23 protein-coding genes and 2 pseudogenes are annotated in these 24108 nt (G+C 68.1%); 13 read left to right on the top strand and 12 right to left on the bottom strand.

The window, feature by feature from the left end:
- Both ACRDSQ_RS18310 and ACRDSQ_RS18305 read right to left on the bottom strand, forming a co-directional pair.
- Nucleotides 1-955: pseudogene (locus tag ACRDSQ_RS18310) on the bottom strand (hypothetical protein); the annotation flags it as partial.
- An 80-nt stretch (nt 956-1035) separates the two neighbouring features.
- Nucleotides 1036-1368 (bottom strand): hypothetical protein, encoded by a 333-nt coding sequence (locus ACRDSQ_RS18305; RefSeq protein WP_431422729.1) that lies wholly within the window; start codon nt 1366-1368, stop codon nt 1036-1038.
- A 108-nt stretch (nt 1369-1476) separates the two neighbouring features.
- Between ACRDSQ_RS18305 and ACRDSQ_RS18300 the strand changes: the two genes are divergently transcribed.
- The 8 genes from ACRDSQ_RS18300 to ACRDSQ_RS18265 all read left to right on the top strand — a co-directional run bounded on the left by ACRDSQ_RS18300 (nt 1477) and on the right by ACRDSQ_RS18265 (nt 11977).
- Nucleotides 1477-4155 carry an MGH1-like glycoside hydrolase domain-containing protein gene (locus ACRDSQ_RS18300; protein ID WP_431422727.1) on the top strand — a complete coding sequence of 893 codons (2679 nt, stop codon included), beginning with the start codon at nt 1477-1479 and terminating at the stop codon, nt 4153-4155.
- Between the two features lie 660 nt (nt 4156-4815).
- Complete coding sequence (locus ACRDSQ_RS18295; protein ID WP_431422725.1) at nt 4816-5466, top strand: hypothetical protein; 651 nt, start codon at nt 4816-4818, stop codon at nt 5464-5466.
- Between the two features lie 151 nt (nt 5467-5617).
- Nucleotides 5618-6433, top strand: a complete 816-nt coding sequence (locus ACRDSQ_RS18290) for an ABC transporter substrate-binding protein (protein ID WP_431422724.1) — start codon at nt 5618-5620, stop codon at nt 6431-6433.
- A 74-nt stretch (nt 6434-6507) separates the two neighbouring features.
- Nucleotides 6508-7338 carry an amino acid ABC transporter permease gene (locus tag ACRDSQ_RS18285; protein ID WP_431422723.1) on the top strand — a complete coding sequence of 277 codons (831 nt, stop codon included), beginning with the start codon at nt 6508-6510 and terminating at the stop codon, nt 7336-7338.
- Complete coding sequence (locus tag ACRDSQ_RS18280; RefSeq protein ID WP_431422722.1) at nt 7335-8087, top strand: amino acid ABC transporter ATP-binding protein; 753 nt, start codon at nt 7335-7337, stop codon at nt 8085-8087. Before ACRDSQ_RS18285 ends, ACRDSQ_RS18280 begins: the two co-directional genes overlap by 4 nt.
- Nucleotides 8088-8190: 103 nt before the next feature.
- Nucleotides 8191-10398 carry a hypothetical protein gene (locus tag ACRDSQ_RS18275; RefSeq protein ID WP_431422720.1) on the top strand — a complete coding sequence of 736 codons (2208 nt, stop codon included), beginning with the start codon at nt 8191-8193 and terminating at the stop codon, nt 10396-10398.
- A gap of 67 nt (nt 10399-10465) precedes the next feature.
- A complete protein-coding gene (locus ACRDSQ_RS18270; protein WP_431422719.1) occupies nt 10466-11488 on the top strand; it encodes a M4 family metallopeptidase in 1023 nt (340 codons plus the stop codon).
- A 21-nt stretch (nt 11489-11509) separates the two neighbouring features.
- Nucleotides 11510-11977, top strand: a complete 468-nt coding sequence (locus tag ACRDSQ_RS18265) for an SRPBCC family protein (RefSeq protein WP_431422718.1) — start codon at nt 11510-11512, stop codon at nt 11975-11977.
- Here ACRDSQ_RS18265 and ACRDSQ_RS18260 read toward each other — a convergent pair whose 3' ends face one another.
- Both ACRDSQ_RS18260 and ACRDSQ_RS18255 read right to left on the bottom strand, forming a co-directional pair.
- The gene (locus ACRDSQ_RS18260) at nt 11978-12244 is read right to left on the bottom strand and encodes a type II toxin-antitoxin system RelE family toxin (RefSeq protein WP_431422716.1); all 267 of its coding nucleotides are present in this window, start codon (nt 12242-12244) and stop codon (nt 11978-11980) included. It lies immediately after the preceding gene.
- Between the two features lie 3 nt (nt 12245-12247).
- Nucleotides 12248-12499 (bottom strand): type II toxin-antitoxin system Phd/YefM family antitoxin, encoded by a 252-nt coding sequence (locus ACRDSQ_RS18255; protein ID WP_431422714.1) that lies wholly within the window; start codon nt 12497-12499, stop codon nt 12248-12250.
- Between the two features lie 106 nt (nt 12500-12605).
- On the opposite strand from ACRDSQ_RS18255, the gene ACRDSQ_RS18250 reads away from it, so the two are divergent.
- The 3 genes from ACRDSQ_RS18250 to ACRDSQ_RS18240 all read left to right on the top strand — a co-directional run bounded on the left by ACRDSQ_RS18250 (nt 12606) and on the right by ACRDSQ_RS18240 (nt 16666).
- Nucleotides 12606-14420 carry an NHL domain-containing thioredoxin family protein gene (locus tag ACRDSQ_RS18250; RefSeq protein WP_431422732.1) on the top strand — a complete coding sequence of 605 codons (1815 nt, stop codon included), beginning with the start codon at nt 12606-12608 and terminating at the stop codon, nt 14418-14420.
- A gap of 70 nt (nt 14421-14490) precedes the next feature.
- Nucleotides 14491-14784 carry a GroES family chaperonin gene (locus ACRDSQ_RS18245; RefSeq protein WP_431422731.1) on the top strand — a complete coding sequence of 98 codons (294 nt, stop codon included), beginning with the start codon at nt 14491-14493 and terminating at the stop codon, nt 14782-14784.
- A gap of 31 nt (nt 14785-14815) precedes the next feature.
- The gene (locus ACRDSQ_RS18240; RefSeq protein WP_431422713.1) at nt 14816-16666 is read left to right on the top strand and encodes a VanW family protein; all 1851 of its coding nucleotides are present in this window, start codon (nt 14816-14818) and stop codon (nt 16664-16666) included.
- 54 nt (nt 16667-16720) lie between these two features.
- Here the strand turns inward: ACRDSQ_RS18240 and ACRDSQ_RS18235 are convergent, their stop codons facing one another.
- From ACRDSQ_RS18235 to ACRDSQ_RS18225, 3 genes are all read right to left on the bottom strand, one after another.
- Nucleotides 16721-17008 (bottom strand): GlsB/YeaQ/YmgE family stress response membrane protein, encoded by a 288-nt coding sequence (locus ACRDSQ_RS18235; protein WP_431422711.1) that lies wholly within the window; start codon nt 17006-17008, stop codon nt 16721-16723.
- A gap of 226 nt (nt 17009-17234) precedes the next feature.
- Complete coding sequence (locus ACRDSQ_RS18230) at nt 17235-19067, bottom strand: acyl-CoA dehydrogenase (RefSeq protein ID WP_431422709.1); 1833 nt, start codon at nt 19065-19067, stop codon at nt 17235-17237.
- 122 nt (nt 19068-19189) lie between these two features.
- On the bottom strand, nt 19190-19936 hold the full coding sequence (locus ACRDSQ_RS18225) for a response regulator transcription factor (RefSeq protein WP_431422708.1): 747 nt from the start codon (nt 19934-19936) through the stop codon (nt 19190-19192).
- A gap of 298 nt (nt 19937-20234) precedes the next feature.
- Here ACRDSQ_RS18225 and ACRDSQ_RS18220 point away from each other — a divergent pair, with 298 nt between their 5' ends.
- A complete protein-coding gene (locus ACRDSQ_RS18220) occupies nt 20235-20690 on the top strand; it encodes a hypothetical protein (protein WP_431422707.1) in 456 nt (151 codons plus the stop codon).
- Nucleotides 20691-20796: 106 nt separating this feature from the next.
- Here the strand turns inward: ACRDSQ_RS18220 and ACRDSQ_RS18215 are convergent, their stop codons facing one another.
- The 4 genes and pseudogenes from ACRDSQ_RS18215 to ACRDSQ_RS18200 all read right to left on the bottom strand — a co-directional run bounded on the left by ACRDSQ_RS18215 (nt 20797) and on the right by ACRDSQ_RS18200 (nt 22954).
- Complete coding sequence (locus ACRDSQ_RS18215; RefSeq protein WP_431422705.1) at nt 20797-21465, bottom strand: hypothetical protein; 669 nt, start codon at nt 21463-21465, stop codon at nt 20797-20799.
- Nucleotides 21466-21505: 40 nt separating this feature from the next.
- Entirely contained in the window at nt 21506-21970 is a 465-nt protein-coding gene (locus ACRDSQ_RS18210) for a DUF6508 domain-containing protein (RefSeq protein ID WP_431422730.1), read from the bottom strand.
- Nucleotides 21947-22441, bottom strand: a pseudogene (locus ACRDSQ_RS18205) (O-acetyl-ADP-ribose deacetylase); the annotation flags it as partial. The gene ACRDSQ_RS18210 and the pseudogene ACRDSQ_RS18205, both read right to left, overlap by 24 nt.
- Nucleotides 22442-22456: 15 nt before the next feature.
- Nucleotides 22457-22954, bottom strand: a complete 498-nt coding sequence (locus ACRDSQ_RS18200; protein WP_431422704.1) for a PaaI family thioesterase — start codon at nt 22952-22954, stop codon at nt 22457-22459.
- Nucleotides 22955-23009: 55 nt separating this feature from the next.
- On the opposite strand from ACRDSQ_RS18200, the gene ACRDSQ_RS18195 reads away from it, so the two are divergent.
- A complete protein-coding gene (locus tag ACRDSQ_RS18195) occupies nt 23010-23495 on the top strand; it encodes a winged helix-turn-helix transcriptional regulator (RefSeq protein ID WP_431422703.1) in 486 nt (161 codons plus the stop codon).
- Between the two features lie 45 nt (nt 23496-23540).
- On the opposite strand, the gene ACRDSQ_RS18190 is transcribed toward ACRDSQ_RS18195, so the two are convergent.
- Nucleotides 23541-23927 (bottom strand): hypothetical protein, encoded by a 387-nt coding sequence (locus ACRDSQ_RS18190; protein WP_431422702.1) that lies wholly within the window; start codon nt 23925-23927, stop codon nt 23541-23543.
- Between the last annotated feature and the right edge of the window lie 181 nt (nt 23928-24108).

The following is a 24108-nucleotide window of genomic DNA, read 5'->3' as shown; positions in this document are numbered from 1 at the left end:
TGCCGGAGCCACCGGCCCCACCCGCGCCGCCGCCCCCGCCACGGGGACCGCCTGGCCCGCCGCTGCCGCGACCGCTACCGGTGCCGTCACCGACGCGGCCGGTCCCCGTGCCGCCGGGACCGTAGATCTTGTTGTTCTGGTTCGACGGCCAGGGGTGATCGGTGGGCAGAGGGCGCACCTGAACCGGGTCGGGCTTGGTCTGGATGTGCTGGTTGGGCCTGGTCTCGTCCGCCTGCGGCTTGGTCGGGTCGACCGGCTCGACGGGCTTGGGGTCGACCGGCTCAACCGGCTTCACCGGCTTCACCGGCGGCGGAGTCCACTCGTCTCGGCCTTCATCGATGCGCCCCGGCGGCGTGTACGGGTCCTTCGGCCGGCCGGTCCCCGGGTCGTCCGGCGGAGTCTTCGCGGGCGGCTCGATCCCGATCGACCCACCTGGGTCCTGGATATAGGAGTAATCCATCGGCAAGGCCTCATCGTGCGCCATGGATTGCCGGTCGTAGGCCTCGTAAACGCGGATGTTGTGCAGCGAGTCCGCTTCGTATTTTTCCGACTCGGTGGGTGTGTTCGTGGCCCACGGCTTGATGTCGTCCAAGAACCCGGTCTCCGGCGGTTTCTCGGCGACCGGCCGCACCGCCGACGAGGCCGCGTGGAATCCCTGAGTCTGTGATTCGAGGATTTTGGTGGTCTGCTCGAGGTTCTTCGCGCCGATCTTGGACACATCGATCAGTGGTTTCGCCGCCCCCAGAGCGGCTTCTCCGGCCGCTCCCTCGCAGCCGGCTGCGATCTTGGCCGACAATTCGAGTACGCGGTTTGCGCGCGCCGCTTCGAGGGTGGCCTCTTTAGCCGCGGAGTCTGTCGCATGCTGCAGACCCAACGTTCCATTAGCGCGGACTTTCAACGCTTGGTAGATCTCATAAGCGCTAAGTCCGAAAATATCGTTCATCGGTTCCGTCATGTCAGCCCCCCGCTTTCATGCTCCGCACGGCATCAGCCGCGACCGTGGCGGCCACCTCGCAGGGTGATCGACGTAGCTGTTCAGCTCACGTGAGCTGAACAGCTACTGAGGGAGTCGTAATAGGCGTTGAATGATGCATGGGCTGTCGTCGCGTGTCGCTCGCTCGCGAACTCGTCGCCTGGACCGGTGAAAGCGCTGGCTCGCGTCGATTTACGCATTGAATCCCGGTACCCGTCGGCCAGTTCCAGCCAGTCCTTGACGATAGCGCGAATCTCGTTCGGGGCGAAGTTGAACTTGCCGCCGGCGCCAGGGCCCGGCGGAGGAGGCATGTCCCCACGCAAGCCCCCGCCCGCGCTGCCGCCCAGCGCCGATGCGCGGTCCAGTGATCCCGTGATGCTGTCGAATGCGTCCATGCCGTTTCAGTCCCCCGCCCACTCCGCTGCGTGACGACCATACCGGCCCTGGCAGACGTCACGGGGGTGTTTCACAGTATTCGACGGGCTGTCGCACACTGTGGGGTGATGAGTGAGCACGAGAGGATGGCCCAGTCCCCGACCGCCGACGCACCTTGGCGGCAGTGGGGTCCCTACCTCGCGGGCCGCCAGTGGGGCACGGTCCGGGAGGACTATTCGGCGAACGGTGACGCCTGGGGTTACTTCCCGTTCGAGCAGGCCAGGTCCCGTGCGTACCGCTGGGGTGAGGACGGCATCGCGGGCATCTGCGACCGGTTCGGGTTCCTAAATCTGGGCCTCGCCCTGTGGAACGGCCAGGACGAGATCCTCAAGGAGCGCTACTTCGGCCTCACCAACCAAGAGGGCAACCACGGTGAGGACGTCAAGGAGTACTGGTGGATCACCGACGGCACCCCCACTCATTCCTGGATGAAGTCCGTCTACCGTTACCCGCAGGCCGCCTACCCCTACGAGCGCCTGCGTGAGCTGGCCCGGGCGGCGGGCCGCGACGGTCGCGAGCCGGAGTTGGCTGACACCGGTGTCCTCGACGGCAACCGGTTCTTCGACGTCGAGGTCACCTACGCCAAGGCGGCGCCCGACGACATGTGTGTCGAGATCACCGCGACCAACCACGGCCCCGACCCCGCGCCGCTGCATCTGGTGCCGCAGGTCTGGTTCCGCAACACCTGGTCGTGGGGCCGGGACGCCCGTAGGCCCGCCCTGATCGCCTCGACCGTCGACGGCTGGTCGCGGGTGGTGGCCGAGCACTCCAGCCTCGGTCGGCACACCCTGCACTTCGACGGCGACCCGCAGCTCCTCGTCACCGACAACGAGACCGACGAGGCCCTCCTCTTCGGCCGCCCCGCCAACCCCAGCCGCTACACGAAGTCCGGCATCGGCGACCACATTGTCAACGGCGACCCCGACTCCTGCCAGGTCGTCCAAGCCGCCTCCCAGCCGGGGACGAAGGCAGCCGCCTGGTACCGGTTCGACGAGGTCGCGCCCGGTGAGTCCGTGATCGTGCGGCTGCGGCTGATCGCCGGTGACGGCCACGGCCGGGCGTTCGGCCGGAACTTCCAAGCCACCATCGACGAACGCAAGGCCGAGGCCGACGACTTCTACGACCGCATCGCCCTCGGTGGCACGCCGGAGGAGAAGAAGGTCGCTCGCCGCGCCTACGCCGGGTTGTTGTGGACCAAGCAGCACTACCGCTTCCGGGTCCGCGAGTGGCTCGAAGGCGACCCCGCGCACCCGCCTGCGCCCGACGAGCGGAAGGGGCCGTTCGCGCGCAACCGGCACTGGACGCAGATGGACGTCGCGGACATCGTCTCGATGCCCGACGAGTGGGAGTACCCGTGGTTCGCCGCGTGGGACCTGGCCTTCCACATGGTGGCGTTCGCCCAGGTAGACCCCGCTTTCGCCAAGGACCAGCTGATCCTGCTGTGCCGCGAGTGGCTCATGCACCCCGACGGGCGGCTGCCCGCCTACGAGTGGGAGTTCGGCGACGTCAACCCGCCCGTGCACGCCTGGGCGACGCTGCAGGTCTACCGGGCCGAGCTGCGCGCGACCGGGCATGGCGACCGGCTGTTTCTGGCCCGGGTGTTCCACAAGCTGCTGCTGAACTTCTCCTGGTGGGTCAACCGCAAGGACCCGGAGGGCAACAACCTGTTCGAGGGCGGCTTCCTCGGCATGGACAACATCGGCCCGGTCAACCGCTCCGAGCAGCTGCCCGACGGCTGGCGGTTCGAGCAGTCCGACGCCACCTCGTGGATGGCGACCTACGCGCTGCACCTCATGCAGATGGCGTTGGAGCTCGCCCGCCACGACGAGGCGTACGAGGACGTCGCCACCAAGTTCGTCGAGCACTTCCTGGCCATCGCCCAGGCGTCGACGCACTTCGGGTCGGCCGGGACGCCGATCTGGGACGAAGAGGACGGCTTCTGCTACGACCTGCTCTCCCGCGGCGGCGAGTCGCGGCCGGTGCGGGTGCGGTCGATGGTCGGCCTGATCCCGCTGCTGGCCTCGGCGTCGCTGGAGCCGTGGGTGTTCACCGAGCTGCCCGCGTTCGCCGACCGGCTCAACTACGTGCTGCACCGCCAGCCCGAGTTCGGCCAGTTCCTCACCTGGCGCGAGGACGACGGCAAGCGCAGCGCACTGCTGTCCCTGCTGGACGGGTCGAAGCTGCGCCGGGTCCTTGCCCGGATGTTCGACGAGGGCGAGTTCCTCTCCCCGCACGGCATCAGGTCGCTCTCGGCCGCGCACCGCGACGGCATCGAGGTCGACATCGCCGGCTACGGCCACCGCGTCGACTACGAGCCCGGCGAGTCCCGCACCTCGATGTTCGGCGGCAACTCCAACTGGCGCGGCCCGGTGTGGTTCCCGACGAACGCCCTGCTGGTCGAGGCGCTCACCGTGCTCGACGAGTTCCACCGGGGCGGCATCACCGTCGAGCTGCCCACCGGCTCGGCGAACAGGGTCACCGCGGGTGAGGCCGCCCGCGACCTCTCGCGTCGGCTGTCCGCTCTCTTCTTGCCTGGTGCGGACGGCCACCGGCCCGCCGACGGCAAGCGGATCGAGGCGAGCGACGGGCCGCTGTGGGCCGAACACATCACGTTCAGCGAGTATTTCGACGGCGACACCGGCGAAGGCCTGGGTGCCTCACACCAGACGGGATGGACCGCCTTGGTGGCGGTGCTCATCGCGGGATGGCCCAATGCCAGCCCCAAAGGTATGGAATCGAATTACTGATGGGGTGAGATTCGGCATCTCACCCTCGTGTCCATGCGACGATAATCTGATCTTGTTGGGTATCAACAGACAGGGGCGGTCTGATATGGGAAAGTTGCGAACGCGGATTTTCGCGCTCATCTTTTCGGTGGTGTCCATGCTTGGTCTTGTCGTGCCCGGAGCGACCGCGGCCGCTGATACGGCCGGGGCGTCGAATCTGGTCGCGCGGTGTGATTTACCACAACGGATTCCTCTGCATCAACGTGAAAGGCGACCGGGGACAGTGGGTGATAGCCGGGGCCACCTACAAGCAGGAGAAGGGCCCGGACAGGCTTGGTCAGCTTTGCTACCAAACCCCGGGGTCATGGTGGACCTGCAATGGTGGAAGTGTGTTCCGCCCCGGAGGGGACTACTCGTTCGCGTTCAGCACGCAGATCAAGCCGGGATGCTATCGGGCCGCTCTGGGGTTTGGATCCACCTATGTAGCGACCGCGTGTCTCAATAAGTAGCGCCCTGTCGAATGTCCTGTGGGTCCTGCGGGTCTCGTCCGCGCCCCCAAGGTCGTTTGGGTGGTTGGCTGAGACGTTGATGACCAGGACGAAATCGATGCTGATCAGCAGCGTGTCGGTTCGGTATGCGAACGAAGCTCCTTCCACAGATCGCGATCCCACCGGAGCTTCGTTGCTGGTGCTCGACCCGGCGGCGGTGAACGCCGCCATCGGCGCCTGGTTGCTCGCCCCGCTGGCCGGGGTCGCGGCCGACCTGTCCACCGTCGCGGTCACCGCGGACGCGCCGCACTGCCAACGCGGCCACGCCGACTACCTCCACGAGGTCGGCGCGCAGTTCTGCTTCCCCGGTCAAACACAATCAACCCAGCTTCTACACCGCGCTCGGCGCGCTGTCCTGGGCCGACACCCCCGATCGCCCACCGCCAGGTTGATCGCGGACAGGACCGGACCACCACCCGCACTCGGCCGAGCCAGTGGGGCATCGAATCCCCGCACTGCCTTCCGCGACACCGTCTACCGCGAAGACCACTCCCCCGCCCGCACCGGCCCACACGTCATGGCAGCCCTACGCCACCTCGCCGGGTCATGCGGGGTCTCGTCCGCGCCCGGGTTCGCCCGCGTCCCGGGGATCGCGGGTCGGCAGCGGATCGAGGCGAGCGACTCGCCGCTGTGGGCTGAGCACATCACGTTCAGTGAGTACTTCGACGGCGACACCCGCGAAGGCCTGGGCGCATCGCATCAGACCGGGTGTTCGGCCCTGGTCGGGGTACTGATCGCGGGATGGCCGAATGGTGCCGGCCGAGTGGACTTCTTTCGGTGTTGACCTCCATAGCGCGTAAATGATGCGTGCGGGGTCAACGTCGCGCAACAACTTGGCTGCGGGGATGTGACAAACGAACTGGTACTGCACATCACGCGGAGACGGTGGCAGTATGCGAGCACTCGATCTGAACAAAGTTACGAGGAGTGACACCGTGCTTCGATCCAAGCTAAAGGTGCTCGCCTTGGTCCCCGTGCTGGCCCTCGCGGTCGCAGCGGCGGGCTGCGGTAAGTCGGATACGCCCTCCGGGGGCACAACGCCAGGTGCGGCGGATGCCCCGCAGCTCCTCAACGCCGGCAAACTGACCACCTGCACTGGTCTGCCGTACGAGCCGTTCCAGTTCGAGAAGGACGGCAAGGTCATCGGCTTCGACGTCGAACTCGTCGACTTGGTCGCCAAGAAGCTCAACGTCACGCAGGAGATCGTCGACACCCCGTTCGACGGCATCCAGTCCGGTGTGGACCTGAATTCCGGCAAGTGCGACCTCGCCGCCGCCGGTATGACGATCACCGAGACGCGCAAGCAGAACTTCGACTTCTCCGACCCGTACTTCGACGCGACGCAGGCGCTCGTGTCGAAGAAGGGCTCCGGCGTCACCGACCTCGCGTCCCTCAAGGGCAAGAAGCTGGCGGTGCAGAACGGCACCACCGGGGACGAGTACGCCAAGAAGAACGCCCCGGACGTCGAGCTGGTCACCTTCGAGGACCTCGGCCTGCTGCTGAACGCCGTGGAGACCGGCGCGGTCGACGCGGGCATCAACGACAACGGTGTGCTCTACGACTGGGCCAAGAAGAAGACCGACTACGAGGTCGTCAAGGAGTTCGACACCGGTGAGCAGTACGGCATCGGCGTCAAGAAGGGCAACGACAAGCTTCTGAAGGTCATCAACGACACGCTCAAGGAAGCCAAGTCGAGCGGCGAATACGACAAGATCTACGAGAAGTGGTTCGGCAAGAAGCCGAGCAAGTAGCGAACGCCGCGGGGTCGGTGCGTCACAACGCGCCGACCCCGCCGCATGCCCGAGCCATTTCCTAGGAGCAACACATGGCCATGACCAAACGCCAACGTGTCCGGGCGGTCCGTGGCGTACAGTACGCCATTCTCGCCCTGGTCGTCGTGATCGCGGTGTTCACCGCAGACTTCGGCAAGATCCGTGCCGCGTTCTTCGACCTTGAGGTCGCGGGAAAGATGTTCCCCGAGGTCATCACCATCGCGCTGGTCAACACCCTTATCTACACCGGGCTGGGCTTCGCCTTCGGCCTGGTGCTGGGCGTGGTCCTGGCGCTCATGCGCCTGTCGACCGTCGCGGTGTACCGGTGGATCGCGGGCGCCTACATCGAGTTCTTCCGCGGCCTGCCCGCTCTGCTCGTGATCCTGGCGGTCGGCAGTGGCGTGCCGCTTGCCTTCGGCACCCAGCTCGACCGCTATGTCTCGATCATGATCGCGCTCGGCATCGTCGGCTCGGCTTACATGGCTGAGACGATTCGGGCCGGCATCCAGGCCGTGCCGAAGGGGCAGGTCGAGGCCGCCCGATCGCTGGGGATGTCGCCGACGAAAGCGATGCTGTGGATCGTCATCCCGCAGGCGTTCAAGATCATCCTGCCGCCGTTGACCAATGAGCTGATCCTGCTCACCAAGGACTCGTCTCTGGTGCTATTCCTCGGTTCCAGCCAGCTGCAGTACGAGCTGACCCAGTTCGGCCGTACCGAACTCAACCAATCGAGGAGCCTGACGCCGGTCCTGGTCGCGGGCATCTGTTACCTGATCATCACCATTCCTCTGTCGTACCTGTCGCGGTACCTGGAGAAGCGGACCGGCGGCAAGAAGATCGCCTCGCCGGAGAAGGTGGACGTGGACGTGGAGGCGACAAAGTGACCGAGCCCGCAGTCCGTATTACCGGACTCACCAAGAGTTTTGGCCCTCTCGACGTGCTTCGCGGCATCGACGTGGAGGTCCAGCCGGGCGAGGTCGTGTGCATCATCGGCCCGTCCGGCAGCGGAAAGTCGACGCTCCTGCGGTGCGTGAACCTGCTGGAGGAGCCCAACGGTGGCACCGTGGTGGTCAACGGCACCGAGCTGACCCACCCGGACTGCGATCTCGACGCGGCTCGACGCCGGATCGGCATGGTGTTCCAGTCCTTCAACCTGTTCGGTCACCTCACGGTGATGAACAACCTGACCATCGCGCAGCGCAAGGTGATCGGGCGCGGGAAGGCCGAGGCCGAGAAGGTCGCGATGGAGAACATGGAGCGCGTCGGATTGGCCGACAAGGTCAACGCGTTGCCGAGCCAGCTCTCGGGCGGTCAGCAGCAGCGGGTGGCCATCGCCCGCGCACTGTCGATGAACCCCGAGGTCATGCTGTTCGACGAGCCGACCTCCGCGCTCGACCCGGAGCTCGTCGGCGAGGTGCTGACCGTCATGCGCCAGCTCGCCGACGAGGGGATGACGATGCTGGTCGTCACCCACGAGATGCAGTTCGCCAGGGAGGTCGCGGACAAGGTGCTGTTCATGGACGGCGGCTACGTCGTCGAACAGGGCCCGCCCGCGCAGGTCATCGGCTCGCCGCAGCACGAGCGCACCAAGTCGTTCCTCCGCCGGGTGCTCGACCCGACGCACCTCGACTGACTGGTCCATCCGGTTGCTTCGCACACGCGGGGCAACCGGATTGGTACCATGAGTGATCGGGATGCGTTTAACTCCTTGGGGTTGAGCAACCAAGGAGAAGCACATGGCGATCACGGACTGGGCGGGAGACTCGGGCGGCGGGGTGTTGGACCCGCACCGGCCGAATCCGCCCGCGTGGTCGCACATGCTTGCCTCGGACGTGGTGCGGGCCGTCGAGCCCGACACCGGCGGCGTGCTGCGGCGTCGCAGGCCCGCCACCGCGCCGGTGTTGACGGTGTCGGACAGGTTCCTCGTCGGCCAACTCGACCTGCGTGGGGTCGAGTTCCCTTACCTGCTGGAGTTCGTCCGCTGTCGATTCGAGTCCGCCCCGGACATCCGGCAGGGCAAGCTCGCGGGTATCGAGTTCCGCGACTGCGCACTTCCGGGGCTCTATGGGCAGAACCTGCACACCGACAACGACGTGCTGCTGGTCGCCGGGACCGTCGTGCAGGGCACGGTCGACCTGGTCGACGCCGAGATCCACGGATCCCTTGTGCTGCGCGGCAGCAAGCTCTTCGGTGCGGGCGGCCCGGCGCTGCATGCCAACCGGCTGCAACTCGCGGGCGCCCTGCTCGCGGCGAACCTGCAAGCCGAGGGTGAGATCCGCATCCCGGGTATGCGCACCGGCGGCAACGTCAACTTCGCCGGCGCGCTCCTCAACAACCCCAAGGGTTTCGCCCTCAACGGCAACGGCATGCAGGTCGGCGGCAACCTGCATCTCACCCCCGACGGCTCGACCGGCGCTCCCTTCCGCAGTGTCGGCCAAGTGTTGCTCGCCAGCGCCCGCATTGACAGCGACTTCTCCTTGCGGGGAGCCAAACTCGCGCCCCGCACCGAGCACTCACGGCCGGTGCCGCCCGACGACCCGTTCTACGACCCCAACGCCACCCTGGTCGCCGACCGGTCCAAAGTGGACGGCAACGTCAACCTGGACCGCGGCTTCGCCAGCAGCGGCACGGTCCGCATCGTCAACGCGCACATCGGCGGCTCGCTTCGCCTGGCGCACGCCAGAGTCGACCTCTCCGGCGGCCGCGAGACGTTCCGCGACGACGCGGACGCGCCACGACCCGGCCCGTACACCGACCGGTCCCTGCACTTCGACGGAACCGAGGTCCGCGGCGGCATCGACGCCCGCGACGCCCGCATCGCGGGCCAGGCGCGCTTCGTCGACGTCAAGGTCCAAGGCAGCGTCCTGCTCGACCGTGCCGTGTTCAGCAACCGCTCGGGCGACGCCGTGGAGGGCAGGCGCTTCACCGTCGGCGGCAACCTCGACGCCCGCTCGGCCACCGTGTTCGGCTCGCTCCTGCTGCCCGGCATCACGATCGGCGCCAACGTCGACCTGCGCGGCAGCAAGCTGCTGGCGCCTGGCCACTACCACCGTGACCGCTCCCCGAAGCCGTCGCTGGACCTGCGCGTGGCCCACATCGGCCGAGACCTGATCCTTGCCGACAGCCACGCCGAAGGTGAGATCCGCATCCGCCGCGCCGAGGTGGGCCGGGAGACCAACTTCCAGCGCGCCCGGCTGGCGAGCGGCACCAACGGCGTCGCCCTGAACGCCTACGGCGTGCAGACCCAGGAACTCCGCATCGATGTCGGCACACCGCCGGGCGGCCGGGTCGATCTGCGGCACCTGCGCTGCGCCGCCCTCGCCGACAACGAAGCCGTGTGGCACGCCGCGGGCGGCATCGAACTGCAGGACTTCCGCTACGACGCCCTCACCGCCCCGGTCGGCATGGACGACGACGGCCGCGTCACCGAGCGGCTCGCCTGGCTGCGACACGGCATGCGCGGCGTCTACCGCCCCGGCGCGTACGACCAGCTCGCCGCGATGCTGCGCGCGTCCGGCAACGAGGAACACGCCGCCACCGTGCTGGTGGAGAAGCAGCGCCGCCGCTACGTCTCCCTCGCCGACGGCGCGCACGTGACCCGGCCGGGCATCCACGCGTGGAGCTGGTTCCAGCGGTCCATGGTCGGCTACGGCTACCGGCCCACCCGCGCGCTGGCCTGGCTGATCGCCTGTCTTGTGGCGGGATCGGTCTGGTTCGCCACCATCGAAACGCCCCGTGAGTCCAACGAGGACGATCACCTCGTGTGGAACCCGGTCCTCTACACCCTGGACCTGATCGTGCCCATCGTCGACTTCGGACACAAGAACAAATGGACGGTCGGCGGCGCCTCACAATGGATCGCGGCCGCGTTGGTCGCCGCGGGCTGGATTCTCGCCACCACGGTCGCGGCCGGTGTCACGCGAATGTTGCGGCGCAACAACTAGCCCTTCCACTAAGCGCGCACGCGAGGCAGGATGCACACACCGTGCACCTTTGGCCATTGGAGATCCGATGCGACGCCGCACCGTCCTTGCCCTGACATTAGGGCTCGCCGTCACCGCCGTGCCCGCCGCGGAGGCAGCACCGACCACCGGCGTGGGCCAGGTGTTCATGGTCAACCCCGTGCAGTCCAGCGGAAACCAGGCGCTCACCGACGGCAAGGACGCCGACTCCGCCGTCCCCGCCTCGGCGTACGCGACCGTTCCGCTGCGCAACCTCGACGGCTCCGGCACCCTCACCGGCCGCTGGGTCAACGTGCGCGCCGAAACGGGTAACCCGGCCCGGGCCGACGACGGCCGATTCGTCTACACCCGCAAGCAGGATGAATTCGAACAGGTCATGGCGTATTTCTGGGGCAATGAGGCCCAGGAATACCTGCAGTCCCTCGGATTCGGTTCGGAACTGCGCCCGGTCAACGCCGAATCGCAGGACATCCGCACCAACCAGTGGGGCCAGGACAACTCGTACTCCTGGGACAAGCACGACATCATCCGCATGGGCAAGGGTGGAGTGGACGACGCCGAGGACGGCGAGGTCATCGTCCACGAGTACGGCCACGCGGTGCACGACGCCCAGGTCGCGGGCTTCGGCACGTCGCACGAGGCGGGTTCCATCGGCGAGGCGTTCGGCGACTACCTCGCCGTCACGGTCGGCCTGGCCGCCGCCAAGAACTACAACTGGCCGGTCAACGCCCCCGCCGCCTGCGTCGCCGACTGGGACGCGGTCAGCTACACCTCCACCGAGCCGCACTGCCTGCGTCGGGTCGACACCGACAGCAAGTACGCGAACATGACCAACACCAGCGTCCACCGCGACGGCATGATCTGGTCCCGCGCCCTCTGGGACATCCGCAACGCCCTGGGCGCCAAGGTCGCCGACCGCATCATCATCAACGCCCAGTTCGGCTTCGCCCCCGACACCTCGTTCACCGCGGCGGCCCTGACCACGATCGCCACGGCCCACACGATGTACGGCGCGGCCGCGGCCGCCACGGTGCGCGCGGCGTTCGCCGCTCGCGGCATACCGTCGGTATGACAAATCGTTTAGGGTGAGGCCATGAACTCACCGGACGCCCGCGCCCAGGTCGAAGTCGAAGCCCCGGCCGACCAGGTGTTCTCGCTGGTCAGCGACCTTCCATGCCTGGCGCGGGTGTCCGAGGAGTTCGGCAGCGGCAAGTGGCTGGGTGGCTCGGCCGGGCCGAGCGTGGGGGCCCGATTCCGCGGCTCGAACCGCCGCGGCATCCGGATCTGGTCGACGGTCTCCACGGTGACCGACGCCGACCCGACCCGCTTCGCCTTCGACGTGAGGTTCCTGGGCCTGCCGGTGTCCCGTTGGCAGTACGACATCGAGCCCACCGAGACCGGCTGCAAGGTCACCGAGAGCACCTGGGACCGCAGGCCCGCCTGGTTTCGCCCGCTGACGGTCATCGGCACGGGCGTGACCGACCGCCGCGTCCACAACCAGCGCAACATCGAGTTGACGCTGGCCAAGCTCAAGCAGGCCGCCGAAAGCCCAGCGGCCTGATCAGAGCGTGCGGTAGACCTCGCGGCGGTGGGCGACCCGCACGACGGTCACGATGATTCTGTGGTCATCCACCTGGTAGACGACGCGGTAGTCGCCTATGCGGATCCGCATCACGCCTGCGGGCCGGCCGACGAGCGCTCGCGACCCGGGCGGACGTGGTTCGTCGCCTAGCGCCGTGACGGCCAGCGCGATCCGCCGACCCGCCGGGCGATCCAGTTTTCGAAGTTCGCGGACCGCCGCAGCGGTCCACTCGATCTCGTACGCCACGGTTCAGGCGACACCGAACTCGCTGAGGATGTCGCGGTGCGACACGCGTGGCTCGTGCTCCGCGAGCGCCGCCCGGGCGGCGGCGAGATCGGCCTCGTCCTCGAAGCGCTCCAGCGCCCGGAGATCCTCGATCGAGATCACCGCGGCGACCGGGCGGCCGTGCCTGGTCAGCACAGCGCGCTCATGGGCGTGCTCAACCCGGGAAACCACCTCGCCCAAGTGATCCCTGGCCGCGCTGATGGGCATCTCCGTCATACCCCAGATTGTACAAAACGTGTCAATCGTCGGAACCGGTGCCGCAGGAACAGCAGCGGGCCGATCGGTGTTCACTTCGCATGTGACTTCTCAGACCCGCGGCCGGGTGCGCGCCGCCGAGCTTGTAGGGCGTGGCTGGCTCAACACCGGCGGCAGGACACTGCACCTCGGCGACTTCCGCGGCAAGGTGCTCCTACTCGACTTCTGGACCTTCTGCTGCGTCAACTGCCTGCACGTCCTCGACGAACTGCGCCCCCTCGAAGCCGAGTTCGCCGACGTCCTGGTCACCGTCGGCGTCCACTCGCCGAAGTTCGTGCACGAAGCCGACGAGGACGCGCTCGTCGCGGCCGTCGAACGCTACGGCGTGCACCACCCGGTCCTCGACGACCCCGACCTGACGACCTGGCAGGCGTACGCCGTCAAGGCGTGGCCGACGCTCGTCGTCATCGACCCCGACGGCTACGTCGTGCACGTGGCCGCGGGTGAGGGGCATGTCGAGGCGTTGCGGCGGGTCATCGCCGAGGTCGTGGCCGAGCACGAGGCCAAGGGCACCCTGCACCGCGGCGACGGTCCGTACGTGCCGCCCGCGCCCGCCGACACCGATCTGCGTTTCCCCGCGAAGGCCATCGAGACCGGGACCGGGTCGCTGCTCGTCGCCGACACCGCGCACCACCGGGTGGTCGAGCTGGACGGCGACGACATCGTCCGGGTCTTCGGCACCGGTGAGCGCGGCCGCCAGGACGGCGCCGAGCCCACCTTCTCCGAGCCCTCGGGCCTGACCTTGCTGCCCGAGCACGTCGCCGAGCAGGTCGGCTACCACGTCGTCGTCGCCGACACGGTCAACCACCTGCTGCGCGGCATCGACCTCGACGCCGGCGAGGTCACCACGGTCGCGGGCACCGGCGCCCAGTGGCGGGCGGGTGCGACCGACGGCCCCGCCGCCGAGATCGACCTGACCAGCCCCTGGGACGTCGCCTGGTGGGAGCCGGCGGGCGGCGTCGTCATCGCCATGGCGGGCAACCACACGCTCGGCCGGTTCGACCCGGTCGCGGGTGAGGTCGCACGGTTCTCAGGAACCACGGTCGAAGGCCTGATGGACGGCGCGCCGAGCGAAGCCTTCTTCGCCCAGACCTCGGGCTTCGCCGCAACCGCCGACCGCCTGTGGCTCGCCGACTCCGAGACCTCGGCCCTGCGCTGGGTCGACGCGGAGGACTTCGCCGTGCACACCGCGGTCGGCAAGGGCCTGTTCGCCTTCGGCCACCGCGACGGCCACGCCGACGAAGCCCTGCTGCAGCACCCGCTGGGTGTCGCGGTCCTCGACGACGGCGCCGTCGCCATCGCCGACACCTACAACGGCGCCATCCGCCGCTACGACCCGACCACCGACCAGGTGAGCACGCTCGTCACCGGCATCGCCGAGCCGTCCGGCATCGTCGTGCGCGGCAGCGAGCTGATCGTCGTCGCCTCGGCCGCGCACCGGCTCGAACGACACACCGCAGCTGTCCTGAACAACGGAGCCGCGCTGCACGTCGACGGCGAGGCCCACGAGGTGCGCAGGCCGGCGACGGACATAGCGCCCGGCGAGCTGGAGTTGGTCATCGTCTTCGCCCCGCCGAACGGGCAGAAGCTCGATGACCGCTACGGCCCGTCGACCCGGCTGGAAGTGACCTCCTCGCCGCCGGAACTGCTGCGCGCGGGCGCGGGCGTCGGCACCGACTTGACCCGGCGGCTGGTCGTGGCGACCGATATCCCCGAGGGTGTGCTGCACGTCGTAGCCCAAGCCGCGAGCTGTGACGACGACGGCTCCGAGCACGCCGCATGCCACCTGACCAGGCAAGACTGGGGTGTTCCCGTCCGGGTCACCGCGGCCGGTGCGAGCAGGCTCCCCCTGATGCTGGGCGGGCTGGACTCCCTTCCATAGCACGCGTGCGGGTCCAGCGCGAGTAGACGGTTACCATTCGTCGGTGCCGGAACAGAAACTCGAGATCCAGATGCTGCACGACCGGCTGCTGGTCGAGCTCACCCCGGAGGAGGGCGAGCGGCGCAGCTCCGGAGGCATCGTCATCCCCGCGACCGCGCAGGTGGCCAAGCGGCTCGCGTGGGGAGACGTTCTCGGGGTCGGCACCAACGTACGGAACATCAAGGTCGGCGACCGGGTGCTGTTCAACCCAGACGACCAGCTGGAAGTCGAGATCCACGGTCGGGGGCGACTGGTGATGCGCGAACGGGACGTGCATGCCATCGCGAGTGAACGCATTGAGCACGGAACCGGTTTGTATCTGTAGGGCGGGGTTCGTCAAGGGGAAGGTGTAGGGCGTGCCGGACGACCACAAGTGGCCGCAGGAGCACAGCTGGCCGAAGTCGAATGGGGAGCTCACGGAGCTGATCCCCAGGGTTCCGGGCGGCCCATGGGACGCGGGGACCGAGCAGTTCCGGCCCGCCGAACCCGAGGAGCCCGAGGCACCCGAGGGCCGCTCCTGGCGTAAGCCCGCGATCATCGCGGGCGCGGTCTTCGGCGCGCTCGGCCTGCTCTACGGCGTGGACCTGCTGATGAGCAGCGGCGAAGTGCCGCGCGGTGTCACGGTCGCGGGTGTCGAGGTCGGCGGGATGTCGCAGAGCGAGGCCGAGCGGACCCTGCGCGAGCAGATCGAGCCGCGGCTGTCGAAGCCGGTCCAGATCCGCGCGGGCAGCGTCGAGGAGCAGCTCGACCCGAGCAGGTCCGGGCTCACCCTGAACTGGCCCGCCACGCTCGACCAGGCGGGCGACCAGCCGCTCAACCCGATCGTCCGGGTCACCTCGCTGTTCAGCACCCGTGAGGTCGGTGTCGTCACCGGCACGAACGATGTCGCCCTGGACGCGGCCATCGAGCAGCTCAAGGCCAAGGTCACCCGGGCGCCGGTCGAGGGCGGCATCAAGTTCGACGGCGTGACCCCGACCATGATCGATCCGCTGCCCGGTCAGGACCTCGACGCCGAGAAGGCCCGCGCGGCGCTGGTCGCCGACTGGGCGGGTGGCAAGGCGATCGAGCTGCCCGTCACGGAGACGCCCGTCAAGACCACCCCCGAGGCGGTGAAGGCCGCGTTCGACGAGGTCGCCAAGCCCGCCGTCGCCGCGCCCGTGGTGGTCAAGGGCGAGGGCAAGGACGCCAAGATCGAGCCCGCCGTCATCGCCTCCGCGCTGACCTTCGAGGTCGCCGAAGGCGGCGGCCTGACGCCGAAGCTGGACACCGCGAAGATCGTCGAGGCGGTCAAGCCCCAGCTCGCGTCCACCGAGAAGGAAGGCAACGACGCACAGGTTGTCTTCGAGGGCGGCACCCCCACGGTGACGCCGTCGGTCGACGGCATGGGGATCAAGTACGACACCGCGTTCGCGACGCTGCTCGACATCCTCAAGAAGCCGGACCCCCGCGAGATCAAGGTCGAGTACGCGAAGACCCCCGCCAAGGTGACCACCGAGCAGGCCAACCAGCTCGGCATCAAGGAGGTCATCGGGGAGTTCACCACCCAGGGCTTCGCGGCGGACTCCGGCGTCAACATCCGGGTCACCGCGCAGAAGGTCAACGGCGCGATCGTCAAGCCGGGCGAGACGTTCAGCCTCAACGGCCACACCGGCCCGCGCACCGCGGCCCAGGGCTACGTCGAGGCGGGCGTGATCAAGGACGGCGCGCCGGGCCGCGAGGTCGGCGGCGGCATCTCCCAGTTCGCCACGACCCTGTACAACGCGAGCTACTTCGCCGCGCTCAAGGACGCCGGGCACAAGGAGCACAGCTACTACATCAGCCGCTACCCGGCCGCGCGCGAGGCCACGGTGTTCCAGGACCACGCGGGCAACAGCGTCATCGACATCAAGTTCACCAACGACTCGGCCACCGGCATCGCCATCCAGACGATCTGGACGCCGTCGTCGATCACGGTGAAGATCTGGGGCACCAAGAAGTACACGGTGGAATCGGTGACCGGCGGCCGCACGGCCGAGACCCCGCCGTTCGAGAAGCAGGGTCCGGCGACCAACTGCAAGCCCAGCAACGGCGCCCCGGGCTTCACCACCTCCGACACGCGGATCATCCGCGACGCCGCGTCGGGCGCGGAGGTCCGGCGCAACACCCGGACGGTGAAGTACAACCCGCAGCCGAAGATCATCTGCCCGCCGCCTGCTCCCACGGGCTGACTCGAACGAACGAAGGGCCCGGTGTCTCACCGGGCCCTTCGTCGTGTCAGTGGGTCAATGCCGTGCGGTTGTCCCGCCGCGCATCTTCGCCCAGATGCCTGCCACCAGTGTGACCGCGATGACCGCGACGATCACCTGGAGGATGATCTCCAGGAAGTCGATCCCGTCCGTCTTGTCCCACCCGAACGGCCGGGCCAGCAGCGTGCCGACGAACGCGGCCGCGATACCGGTCAGAATGGTCAGCCACCACGGGATCTTCTGCTCGCCGGGCGCGATCGCCCGACCCACGACGCCGAGAATGGCCCCGACGATGATCGCGCTGATAATGCCGCCTACACCCATGTCAGCTCCTCGCTTCGAGGCGTGATCGAACGCTTCACGAAAAGCCTGGCACCGTCTAGTTGGCCTCGCCTGTCGTGGCACAGTGATCGCCGACGAAATATCACTCAAGTGGGTGAAGTTCTTGCCGCGGTAACCCGTTTGACGGACTCCCGTGTTGTGCCGACGAAAAACGGCGGCGGTCACCCGGGGGTGACCGCCGCCGTCCGCGCCGCGGGAAGCGCTCGAATCAGAAGACCGACTCGTCGATGTCCATCAGGTCGTTGTCGGCCGACTCGACGATCCTGCGACCGGCGGTCAGCTCGGGCAGGACGTTCTTGGCGAAGAAGGACGCCACGGCGACCTTGCCCTCGTAGAACGGCTTGTCCTTCTCCGAGGCGCCCGCGTCCAGCTTGGCCAGCGCGATCTCGGCCTGGCGCTGCAGCAGCCAGCCGACCATGAGGTCACCGGTCGCCATCAGCAGCCGGACGCTGTGCTGCCCGACCTTGTAGATGTTGCGGGAGTCCTCCTGCGAGGCGGTCAGGTACTGGATGAGGGCGCCGAGGATGCCCTGCACGTCCTCCAGCGCCTGCTTGAGCAGCTCGCGCTCCTGCTTCAGGCGGCCGTTCCCGCTCTCGCTCTCGATGAACTTGGTGATCTCACCGGCGACGAACGCGAGGCCCTGGCCCTTGTCACGGACGATCTTGCGGAAGAAGAAGTCCAGCGACTGGATCGCCGTGGTGCCCTCGTACAGCGAGTCGATCTTCGAGTCGCGGATGTACTGCTCGATCGGGTAGTCCTGCAGGAAGCCGGAGCCGCCGAGGGTCTGCAGCGACTGCACGAGCTGCTCGGTGGCCCGCTCGGAACCGACACCCTTGACGATCGGCAGCAGCAGGTCGTTGACCCGCTCGGCCAGCTTGATCGACGCCTCGTCGCCCTCCTGGGTCCAGACCTGGTCCTGGAAGGTGGCGTTGTAGATGTACACCGCACGCAGGCCCTCGGCGTAGGCCTTCTGCAGCATCAGGCTGCGGCGCACGTCCGGGTGGTGGGTGATGGTGACGCGCGGGGCGGTCTTGTCGACCATGTTCGGCAGGTCGGCGCCCTGCACGCGCTCCTTGGCGTACTCCAGCGCGTTCAGGTAGCCGGTGGACAGCGTGGCGATCGCCTTGGTGCCGACCATCATCCGGGCGTACTCGATGACCTGGAACATCTGCGCGATGCCGTCGTGCACCTCGCCGAGCAGCCAGCCCACGGCGGGCTTGTCGTGCTGGCCGAAGGTGACCTCACACGTGGTGGAGACCTTCAGGCCCATCTTGTGCTCGACGTTGGTGACGTAGGCGCCGTTGCGCTCGCCCAGCTCGCCGGTCTTGGCGTCGAAGTGGAACTTCGGCACCAGGAACAGGCTCAGGCCCTTGGTGCCCGGGCCGTGTCCCTCGGGACGGGCCAGCACCAGGTGCATGATGTTCTCGGTGATGTCCTGGTCACCGGAGGTGATGAAGCGCTTGACGCCGTCGATGTGCCACGTGCCGTCGTCCTGCTTGATCGCCTTGGTGCGGCCCGCGCCCACGTCCGAACCGGCGTCCGGCTCGGTGAGGACCATCGTCGCGCCCCAGGCGCGCTCGATCATGAGCTGGGCCCAGTGCTTCTGCTCTTCGGTGCCGTTGTTGTGCACGACGGCGGCGAAGCCGGGGCCCGCCATGTACATGAACAGAGCGGGGTTCGAGCCGAGGATGAGTTCGGCCGCGGCCCACGACACCGACGGGGGCAGGCCGAAGCCGCCCAACTCGTTGGTGAGGCCGAGCCGCCACCACTCGCCGTCCCACAGCGCCTGGTACGACTTCTTGAACGCCTCGGGCAGCGTCGCGCTGAAAGTCTTGGGGTCGTAGACCGGCGGGTTGCGGTCCGCGTCGGCGAAGGAGTCCGCCAGCGGGCCGACGGCCAGCTTGTTCAGCTCGACCAGCACACCGCGGGCGGTGTCCTCGTCGGATTCGGCCAGAACGCCCTTGCCCAGTCGGTCCTGGACGTTGAACACCTCGAAGAGGTTGAACTCGAGGTCTCGGACGTTGCTCTTGTAGTGACCCATCTGGATGCTCCGTGTCTTCACGCGAGAGAGTGCTACTCACCGGTAACAACAGAATATTACTTGTCAGTAACCTCGGCAAGTGAATTCGCGGACGCGGACGGGTGATCCGTCGGTGGTTCCGGTCACGTGCCCGTTCTTGAAGGGGTATTCGGTGCGGGCTGACGTGGCGTTTCCTGGGTGAGTAGCACACCGGACCGGAAGCTCACGGCGACCGCGTGTGTGCGGTCACGGGCGCCGAGTTTTCGCAGAATGCTCTTCACGTGGGTCCGCACGGTTTCCACGGACACATAGAGGATCTTCGCGATCGCCTGGTTCTCGAGCCCGTCGGCGATGAGTTGCAGGACCTGGAACTCCCGCCTCGACAGCGGCAGGGTCGCGTCCGGCACCCTCGTCAGCCGCCCCCGCGGGGCCGCGACGGTCTGGGCGAGCGCCGGATCGACGTAGCGGCGGTCCGCGCGGACGGCCCGGATCGCCTCGATGATCTGCGGCGGCTCCGCGGAGCGCAAGATCACACCGTGCACGCCCGAGGCGATCGCGGTCGCCACGTACTGGGTAGTCCGGTGCGACTCGCGGATCATCACCAGGGTGGTCAGGCTCGGGTTCGCCGCCGCCAGCATGTTGCTCAGGTGGCTGCGGGGGTCGAGTCCGGAGTCGATGAGCACGACGTTCGGGTGGTACCGCTCGGCGAACTGAACCGCCCCCTGTGGTGTGTCCGTGGCGCCCAGCCAGGTGAACCCCGCTGTGCGCATGATCAGCGCCGATAGTCCTTCGCGGAACAGTGGCACGCCGTCTACGAGCGCGACCCCTAAGCCGCCCTCCAGTGGCCTGGCGACCCTGGCCATCCCCGGCTGGGTGAAACTGCGTGGCATTCGACGTCCTCCAGACTTTCCCCGTCCGGGACTGGACGTGCGGGTGCGTACGTCGTGACGTGCTGCTCGTAATCCTTTTCTATGGCCGTTGACAAAGTCACCCTGCAGGGTGATACCCCTGTGATCTAGATTACACTCCAATCGGCCTATCGTGGTATGGGGTGAACTTCCTTACCCGCCAGTAGTGCAAGGAATGTTTAGGGATCGGTCGGTGGTCCGGGATAAGGTCAGCAAGTGTCAGATCAGTAATCGGTCGGGCGCGGTGCGTGATTCCAACCCAGGGGCTAAGGGGGCGGCGGTGGAACCAGGCGCGGTGCGCAACGCGGACGAGTGGTTCCGGCTCATGGTCGAAACCGGGCTCGCACCTGGTCTCCGGGCGTTGGGGCTGGCGGGCAAGGGTCGTCGCTATCGGATGGTCCGCGACTCCCACGTCGGCCAGGTGTCGATCTTGCAGTCCAACCTCGGCCCACGCGCCACCCGGTTCACCCTCGCGCTGAGCGTCTCCGCCACCGACGAGTGGACCAGCCAGCTCCGCATCCGCCCCTACCTGCGGGGCGCGGGCCACGCGGGCACCGGCTGGCAGGAGCGCATCGGCAACCTGATCCTTGTCGGCGCGGGCGTCCCCATCGGTGACCTGTGGTGGCAGGTCGACGTGGGCAAGCCCTTCGGCTCCCTGTCTCGCGAGGTCCTCACCACGGTCCGCGAGTTCGGCCTGCCCGCGATGTACGACGAGATCCGCAGCCGGTTGAACTAATCCGCCTCCCCGGAATTCAAAGTTGGGTACCTGCGCTTCATGGTGCGGACTGGTGGTGGCCGTGGTCGGCTGGCGTCACGGTCCGCTTGGGTGACTGGAACAACAACTACTGACGGTCCGCGGCCGCCGCCCACCCGGGCGGCGGCCGGTCACCGCGTTGCGGACTGTCGCTTCGGCGGCGGTCGCTCAGCCCAGTGGCGATCGACCGGTGAGGCCCAGCAGGCGGTCCTGCAGTGGGGCATCCGAGTTCGACCTCCACCGCCGTCCCGAACACCCCCATCTCACGCAGATCCCGCGCCTTCGGGGCGATCACCTCGTAGAGCGCGGTGACCGTCTCCTCTGGCACCTCCGGCTCGATGCCGACGAACTCGGCGATGTCATAGAGCCCCATCCCGCGGAACACCGTCGCGTGCAGCAGGTAGTCGCTCGCGGGGAAGTCGCCGTAACTCAGGTGAACGGTCCGGTCGAAGTCATGGAACCGCTCGACCGCGTCGACCGCGATCTCCACCCACCGGGCGAACCCGGCCCTCGGGTCGGCGCCCAGCAGGTCGCCCTCGTACTGGTCGCCCACCTCTTCGATCGTCCGGCCCGCCAGCACGTCGGGCACCCACGCGTCGTCGCGGGCGTGGTGATTGACCAGGTCTTTGAGCGTGACCAGCTGCGACGCCCAGCGCATGGTGTCCGGCAGCTCACGGTCCCACTGGTCGTCGGCGATCCGCGCGACGACGTTGTTCAGAGTCCTGTCGGCCTGGACGAAGACTTCCGGCTTGCGCATGTCGGCCCCCGGCGTCCGCCGCGGTCGCTGCGGTCGCGGTCTACCCCAGCTTCTCCGATTCGGTCCATTTCCGCAGCCGGTCGACGATCGCGTTCAGCGCGCCGTTCTCGATGGCCTGCTGGATCGCGCCGTCGCTGAAGCGCTCGCCACGCAGGTATGCGGTGGCGAGCCGCACCGCGTCGGCGACCGGGCGCTCGTCGAGTCCCGCCCCTTCGGGGAACACCGGGTTGTCCCGGATCCACTTCGGCCAGTCGTGCACGGCGATCGGGAGCAGACCCCGGATCTCCTGGATGGCGTCGCTGTAGACCGGGTACGGCAGCTGCGTGACGCCGGGGCTGACCTCGCCGCCGCCGCCCCACTTCACTTCCCGGTCGGCGTCGGTCAGGCCGTCCATCCGCGCGAACAGCCGCTGCCAGTGGGCATCCGGCAGGGCGGCCAGGTCCGCGGTGATCGCGGCGTCCGTGGGGCCTGCCTTCCGGAGCGCCTCCTCGAAGGCCTTGTGCACGGTCTCGTCGAACAGCACGAAGCGCACGTCGGTGACCTTGGTGTCCGCCGCCCAGACCGTCTCTACCGCGACCCGGGCGGCTTCCTCGGCGGGCCAGCCGTAGGACCCGGCCGACACCGCGGGGAACGCGACGGTCGTGGCGCCCAGCTCGTCGGCGACCCGCAGCGACTCCCGGTAGCAGGAGGCGAGCAGCTCGACGCGGTCGTCGGCGCCGTAGCCGGGTCCGACGGTGTGGATCACCCACCGGGCGGGCAGGTCACCGGCCGTCGTCGCGACCGCCTGTCCCGTGGGCAGCCCGCGCCCGTACCGAGAAGCCCGCAGCGCGCGGCACTCGTCGAGGATCGCCTTCCCGCCGCGACGGTGGATGGCGCCGTCCACCCCGCCCCCGCCCAGCAGTGCGGAGTTTGCCGCGTTGACCACGGCGTCGACGTGCTGCTCGGTGATGTCCCCGCGAACCGTGGTGATCTTCATGCCGCCCTCTGGTCGTCAGACCTCGAAGATAAGGCAGCTTGAAGTCGCGTGGGCGAGCAGCCTGCCCGCTTCGTCGGTGAGCTGGGCCTGCGCGAGCGCGGTCCGCCTGCCGCGGGAGATGACGGTGCCCTCGCAGCGCAGCAGGCCCGACGCCACGGAGGCGGGCCGCAGGAACTTCGTCGTCAGGTCCAGCGAGGTGTAGCCGGTCCGCGCGGGCAGCGTCGTGTGCACCGCACAGGCCGCGGCGGTGTCGAGCAGCGTGGCGATGACGCCGCCGTGCACGCCGCCCAGCGGGTTGTAGTGGAACTCCTGCGCGCGCATCTCGACGATCACGCGGCCTTCCTCGGCTTCCATCCGCTTGATGTCCAGCAGCCGCATGATCGGCGGCGGCGGGACGTCCCCGGAGATCATCGCCCGCATCAGCTCCAGCCCGCTGAGCTGTCCCAGCGCGGCGGCGTTGATCTGTGGGTCGTCCCAGCTGAAGGTGCGGGTCCGCTCCTGAGTCTGTGTCATGGACTCAGCCTCGCACCGGCTTGCTGAGTCTGTCAACGAGACTTAGGCTGAGGTGATGGAGCACTCCGTGACCCGCCCACCGGCACTGGACTGGTCCGTCGACAACTGCACCATCGCCCGCGCGATGGGCGTTCTCGGGGAACGCTGGACGTTCGTCGTCCTGCGCGAGGTCTTCAACGGCATCCGCCGCTTCGACCAGATGCGGGAGCACACCGACATCCCCCGCCAGGTCCTGACCAACCGCCTCGCCATGCTCGTCGACGAAGGCGTCCTCCGCCGCAGCCCCTACCGGGACCCAGGCGAACGAGAGCGCCACGAGTACCGGCTGACGGAGAAGGGCTTCGACCTCTACCCGGTCCTGGTAGCCATCTGGTCCTGGGGTGACAGGTACCTGGCGGATCCCGAGGGCTCCCCACTCGAGCTGTCCCACCGCGACTGCGGGGCCACGGTCGCCACCCACCTCCGCTGCGCCGAAGGCCACGAGATCGACTCCCCACGCGACGTCGTCGCCCGCCCGGGCCCAAGCGCCCGCCGCCGTTAGCCGGGGGTGTCACCCATTTCGGGTGGCACCCTGGCTACGGCTTGCTCACGCCTCCGTGGGCGGCAGCGGCGGCGTCAACAGCGTGAAGAGGGCGGCCGACTGGCCACCCCAGTAGCACATGTCGACGCCGTCCTTGAACGGCTTCGGGTTGCCGTTCTTCTCGGTCGAATCCGGGTCCTTGTAGCCGAAGAACGTGTATCTCGTCTGGACGCCGGTTTCCTCGATGTAGAGCTGGTAGTCCAGACCGCTGTCCTGGTCCTTGAGGTAGACCCAGTCCCACCGGCCCCGCGCGGCGTCGAAGACCGCCACGACCCCCGCCTGGCCCGGCCGCACGATGGGGTCCGGCCCCTGGGTGACGTCGTCGCCCCGCAGGCCCGTGAACTCCAGCGTGTGGTTGGTGAGGTTGACGACCACCATGTTCACCTTCGTCATTGCCGGCGCTCCCATTCAGCGATAGTGATCCAACTGTCGTAACCGGACACCCAGCGCGAGGAAGACGGCGGATCTGCCCGAACGGGCCGCCAAGCGCGCTACAGCCTGTGCGCAGAAAAGTGCGCTCCGTCATGGCTGTCGAAAGCGCAGAAGGGGTGTCACCGACGGTCCGGTGACACCC

Source organism: Actinokineospora sp. (assembly GCF_050699995.1).
In the GTDB taxonomy this organism is placed as follows: domain Bacteria; phylum Actinomycetota; class Actinomycetes; order Mycobacteriales; family Pseudonocardiaceae; genus Actinokineospora.
The sequence above is the reverse complement of the archived record's forward strand: the minus strand, read 5'-3'. Positions and strand labels throughout refer to the sequence as shown.

Bases quoted from the DNA above. Each gene is read 5' to 3' on its own strand.
- ACRDSQ_RS18265 (WP_431422718.1), top strand. From the start codon at position 11,510: ATGAACTCACCGGACGCCCGCGCCCAGGTCGAAGTCGAAGCCCCGGCC.
- ACRDSQ_RS18225 (WP_431422708.1), bottom strand. From the start codon at position 19,936: ATGCCACGCAGTTTCACCCAGCCGGGGATGGCCAGGGTCGCCAGGCCA.
- ACRDSQ_RS18245 (WP_431422731.1), top strand. From the start codon at position 14,491: ATGCTGCACGACCGGCTGCTGGTCGAGCTCACCCCGGAGGAGGGCGAG.
- ACRDSQ_RS18215 (WP_431422705.1), bottom strand. From the start codon at position 21,465: ATGCGCAAGCCGGAAGTCTTCGTCCAGGCCGACAGGACTCTGAACAAC.
- ACRDSQ_RS18235 (WP_431422711.1), bottom strand. From the start codon at position 17,008: ATGGGTGTAGGCGGCATTATCAGCGCGATCATCGTCGGGGCCATTCTC.
- ACRDSQ_RS18300 (WP_431422727.1), top strand. From the start codon at position 1,477: ATGAGTGAGCACGAGAGGATGGCCCAGTCCCCGACCGCCGACGCACCT.
- ACRDSQ_RS18275 (WP_431422720.1), top strand. From the start codon at position 8,191: ATGGCGATCACGGACTGGGCGGGAGACTCGGGCGGCGGGGTGTTGGAC.
- ACRDSQ_RS18305 (WP_431422729.1), bottom strand. From the start codon at position 1,368: ATGGACGCATTCGACAGCATCACGGGATCACTGGACCGCGCATCGGCG.
- ACRDSQ_RS18230 (WP_431422709.1), bottom strand. From the start codon at position 19,067: ATGGGTCACTACAAGAGCAACGTCCGAGACCTCGAGTTCAACCTCTTC.
- ACRDSQ_RS18195 (WP_431422703.1), top strand. From the start codon at position 23,010: ATGGAGCACTCCGTGACCCGCCCACCGGCACTGGACTGGTCCGTCGAC.
- ACRDSQ_RS18200 (WP_431422704.1), bottom strand. From the start codon at position 22,954: ATGACACAGACTCAGGAGCGGACCCGCACCTTCAGCTGGGACGACCCA.
- ACRDSQ_RS18255 (WP_431422714.1), bottom strand. From the start codon at position 12,499: ATGACGGAGATGCCCATCAGCGCGGCCAGGGATCACTTGGGCGAGGTG.
- ACRDSQ_RS18270 (WP_431422719.1), top strand. From the start codon at position 10,466: ATGCGACGCCGCACCGTCCTTGCCCTGACATTAGGGCTCGCCGTCACC.
- ACRDSQ_RS18190 (WP_431422702.1), bottom strand. From the start codon at position 23,927: ATGACGAAGGTGAACATGGTGGTCGTCAACCTCACCAACCACACGCTG.
- ACRDSQ_RS18285 (WP_431422723.1), top strand. From the start codon at position 6,508: ATGGCCATGACCAAACGCCAACGTGTCCGGGCGGTCCGTGGCGTACAG.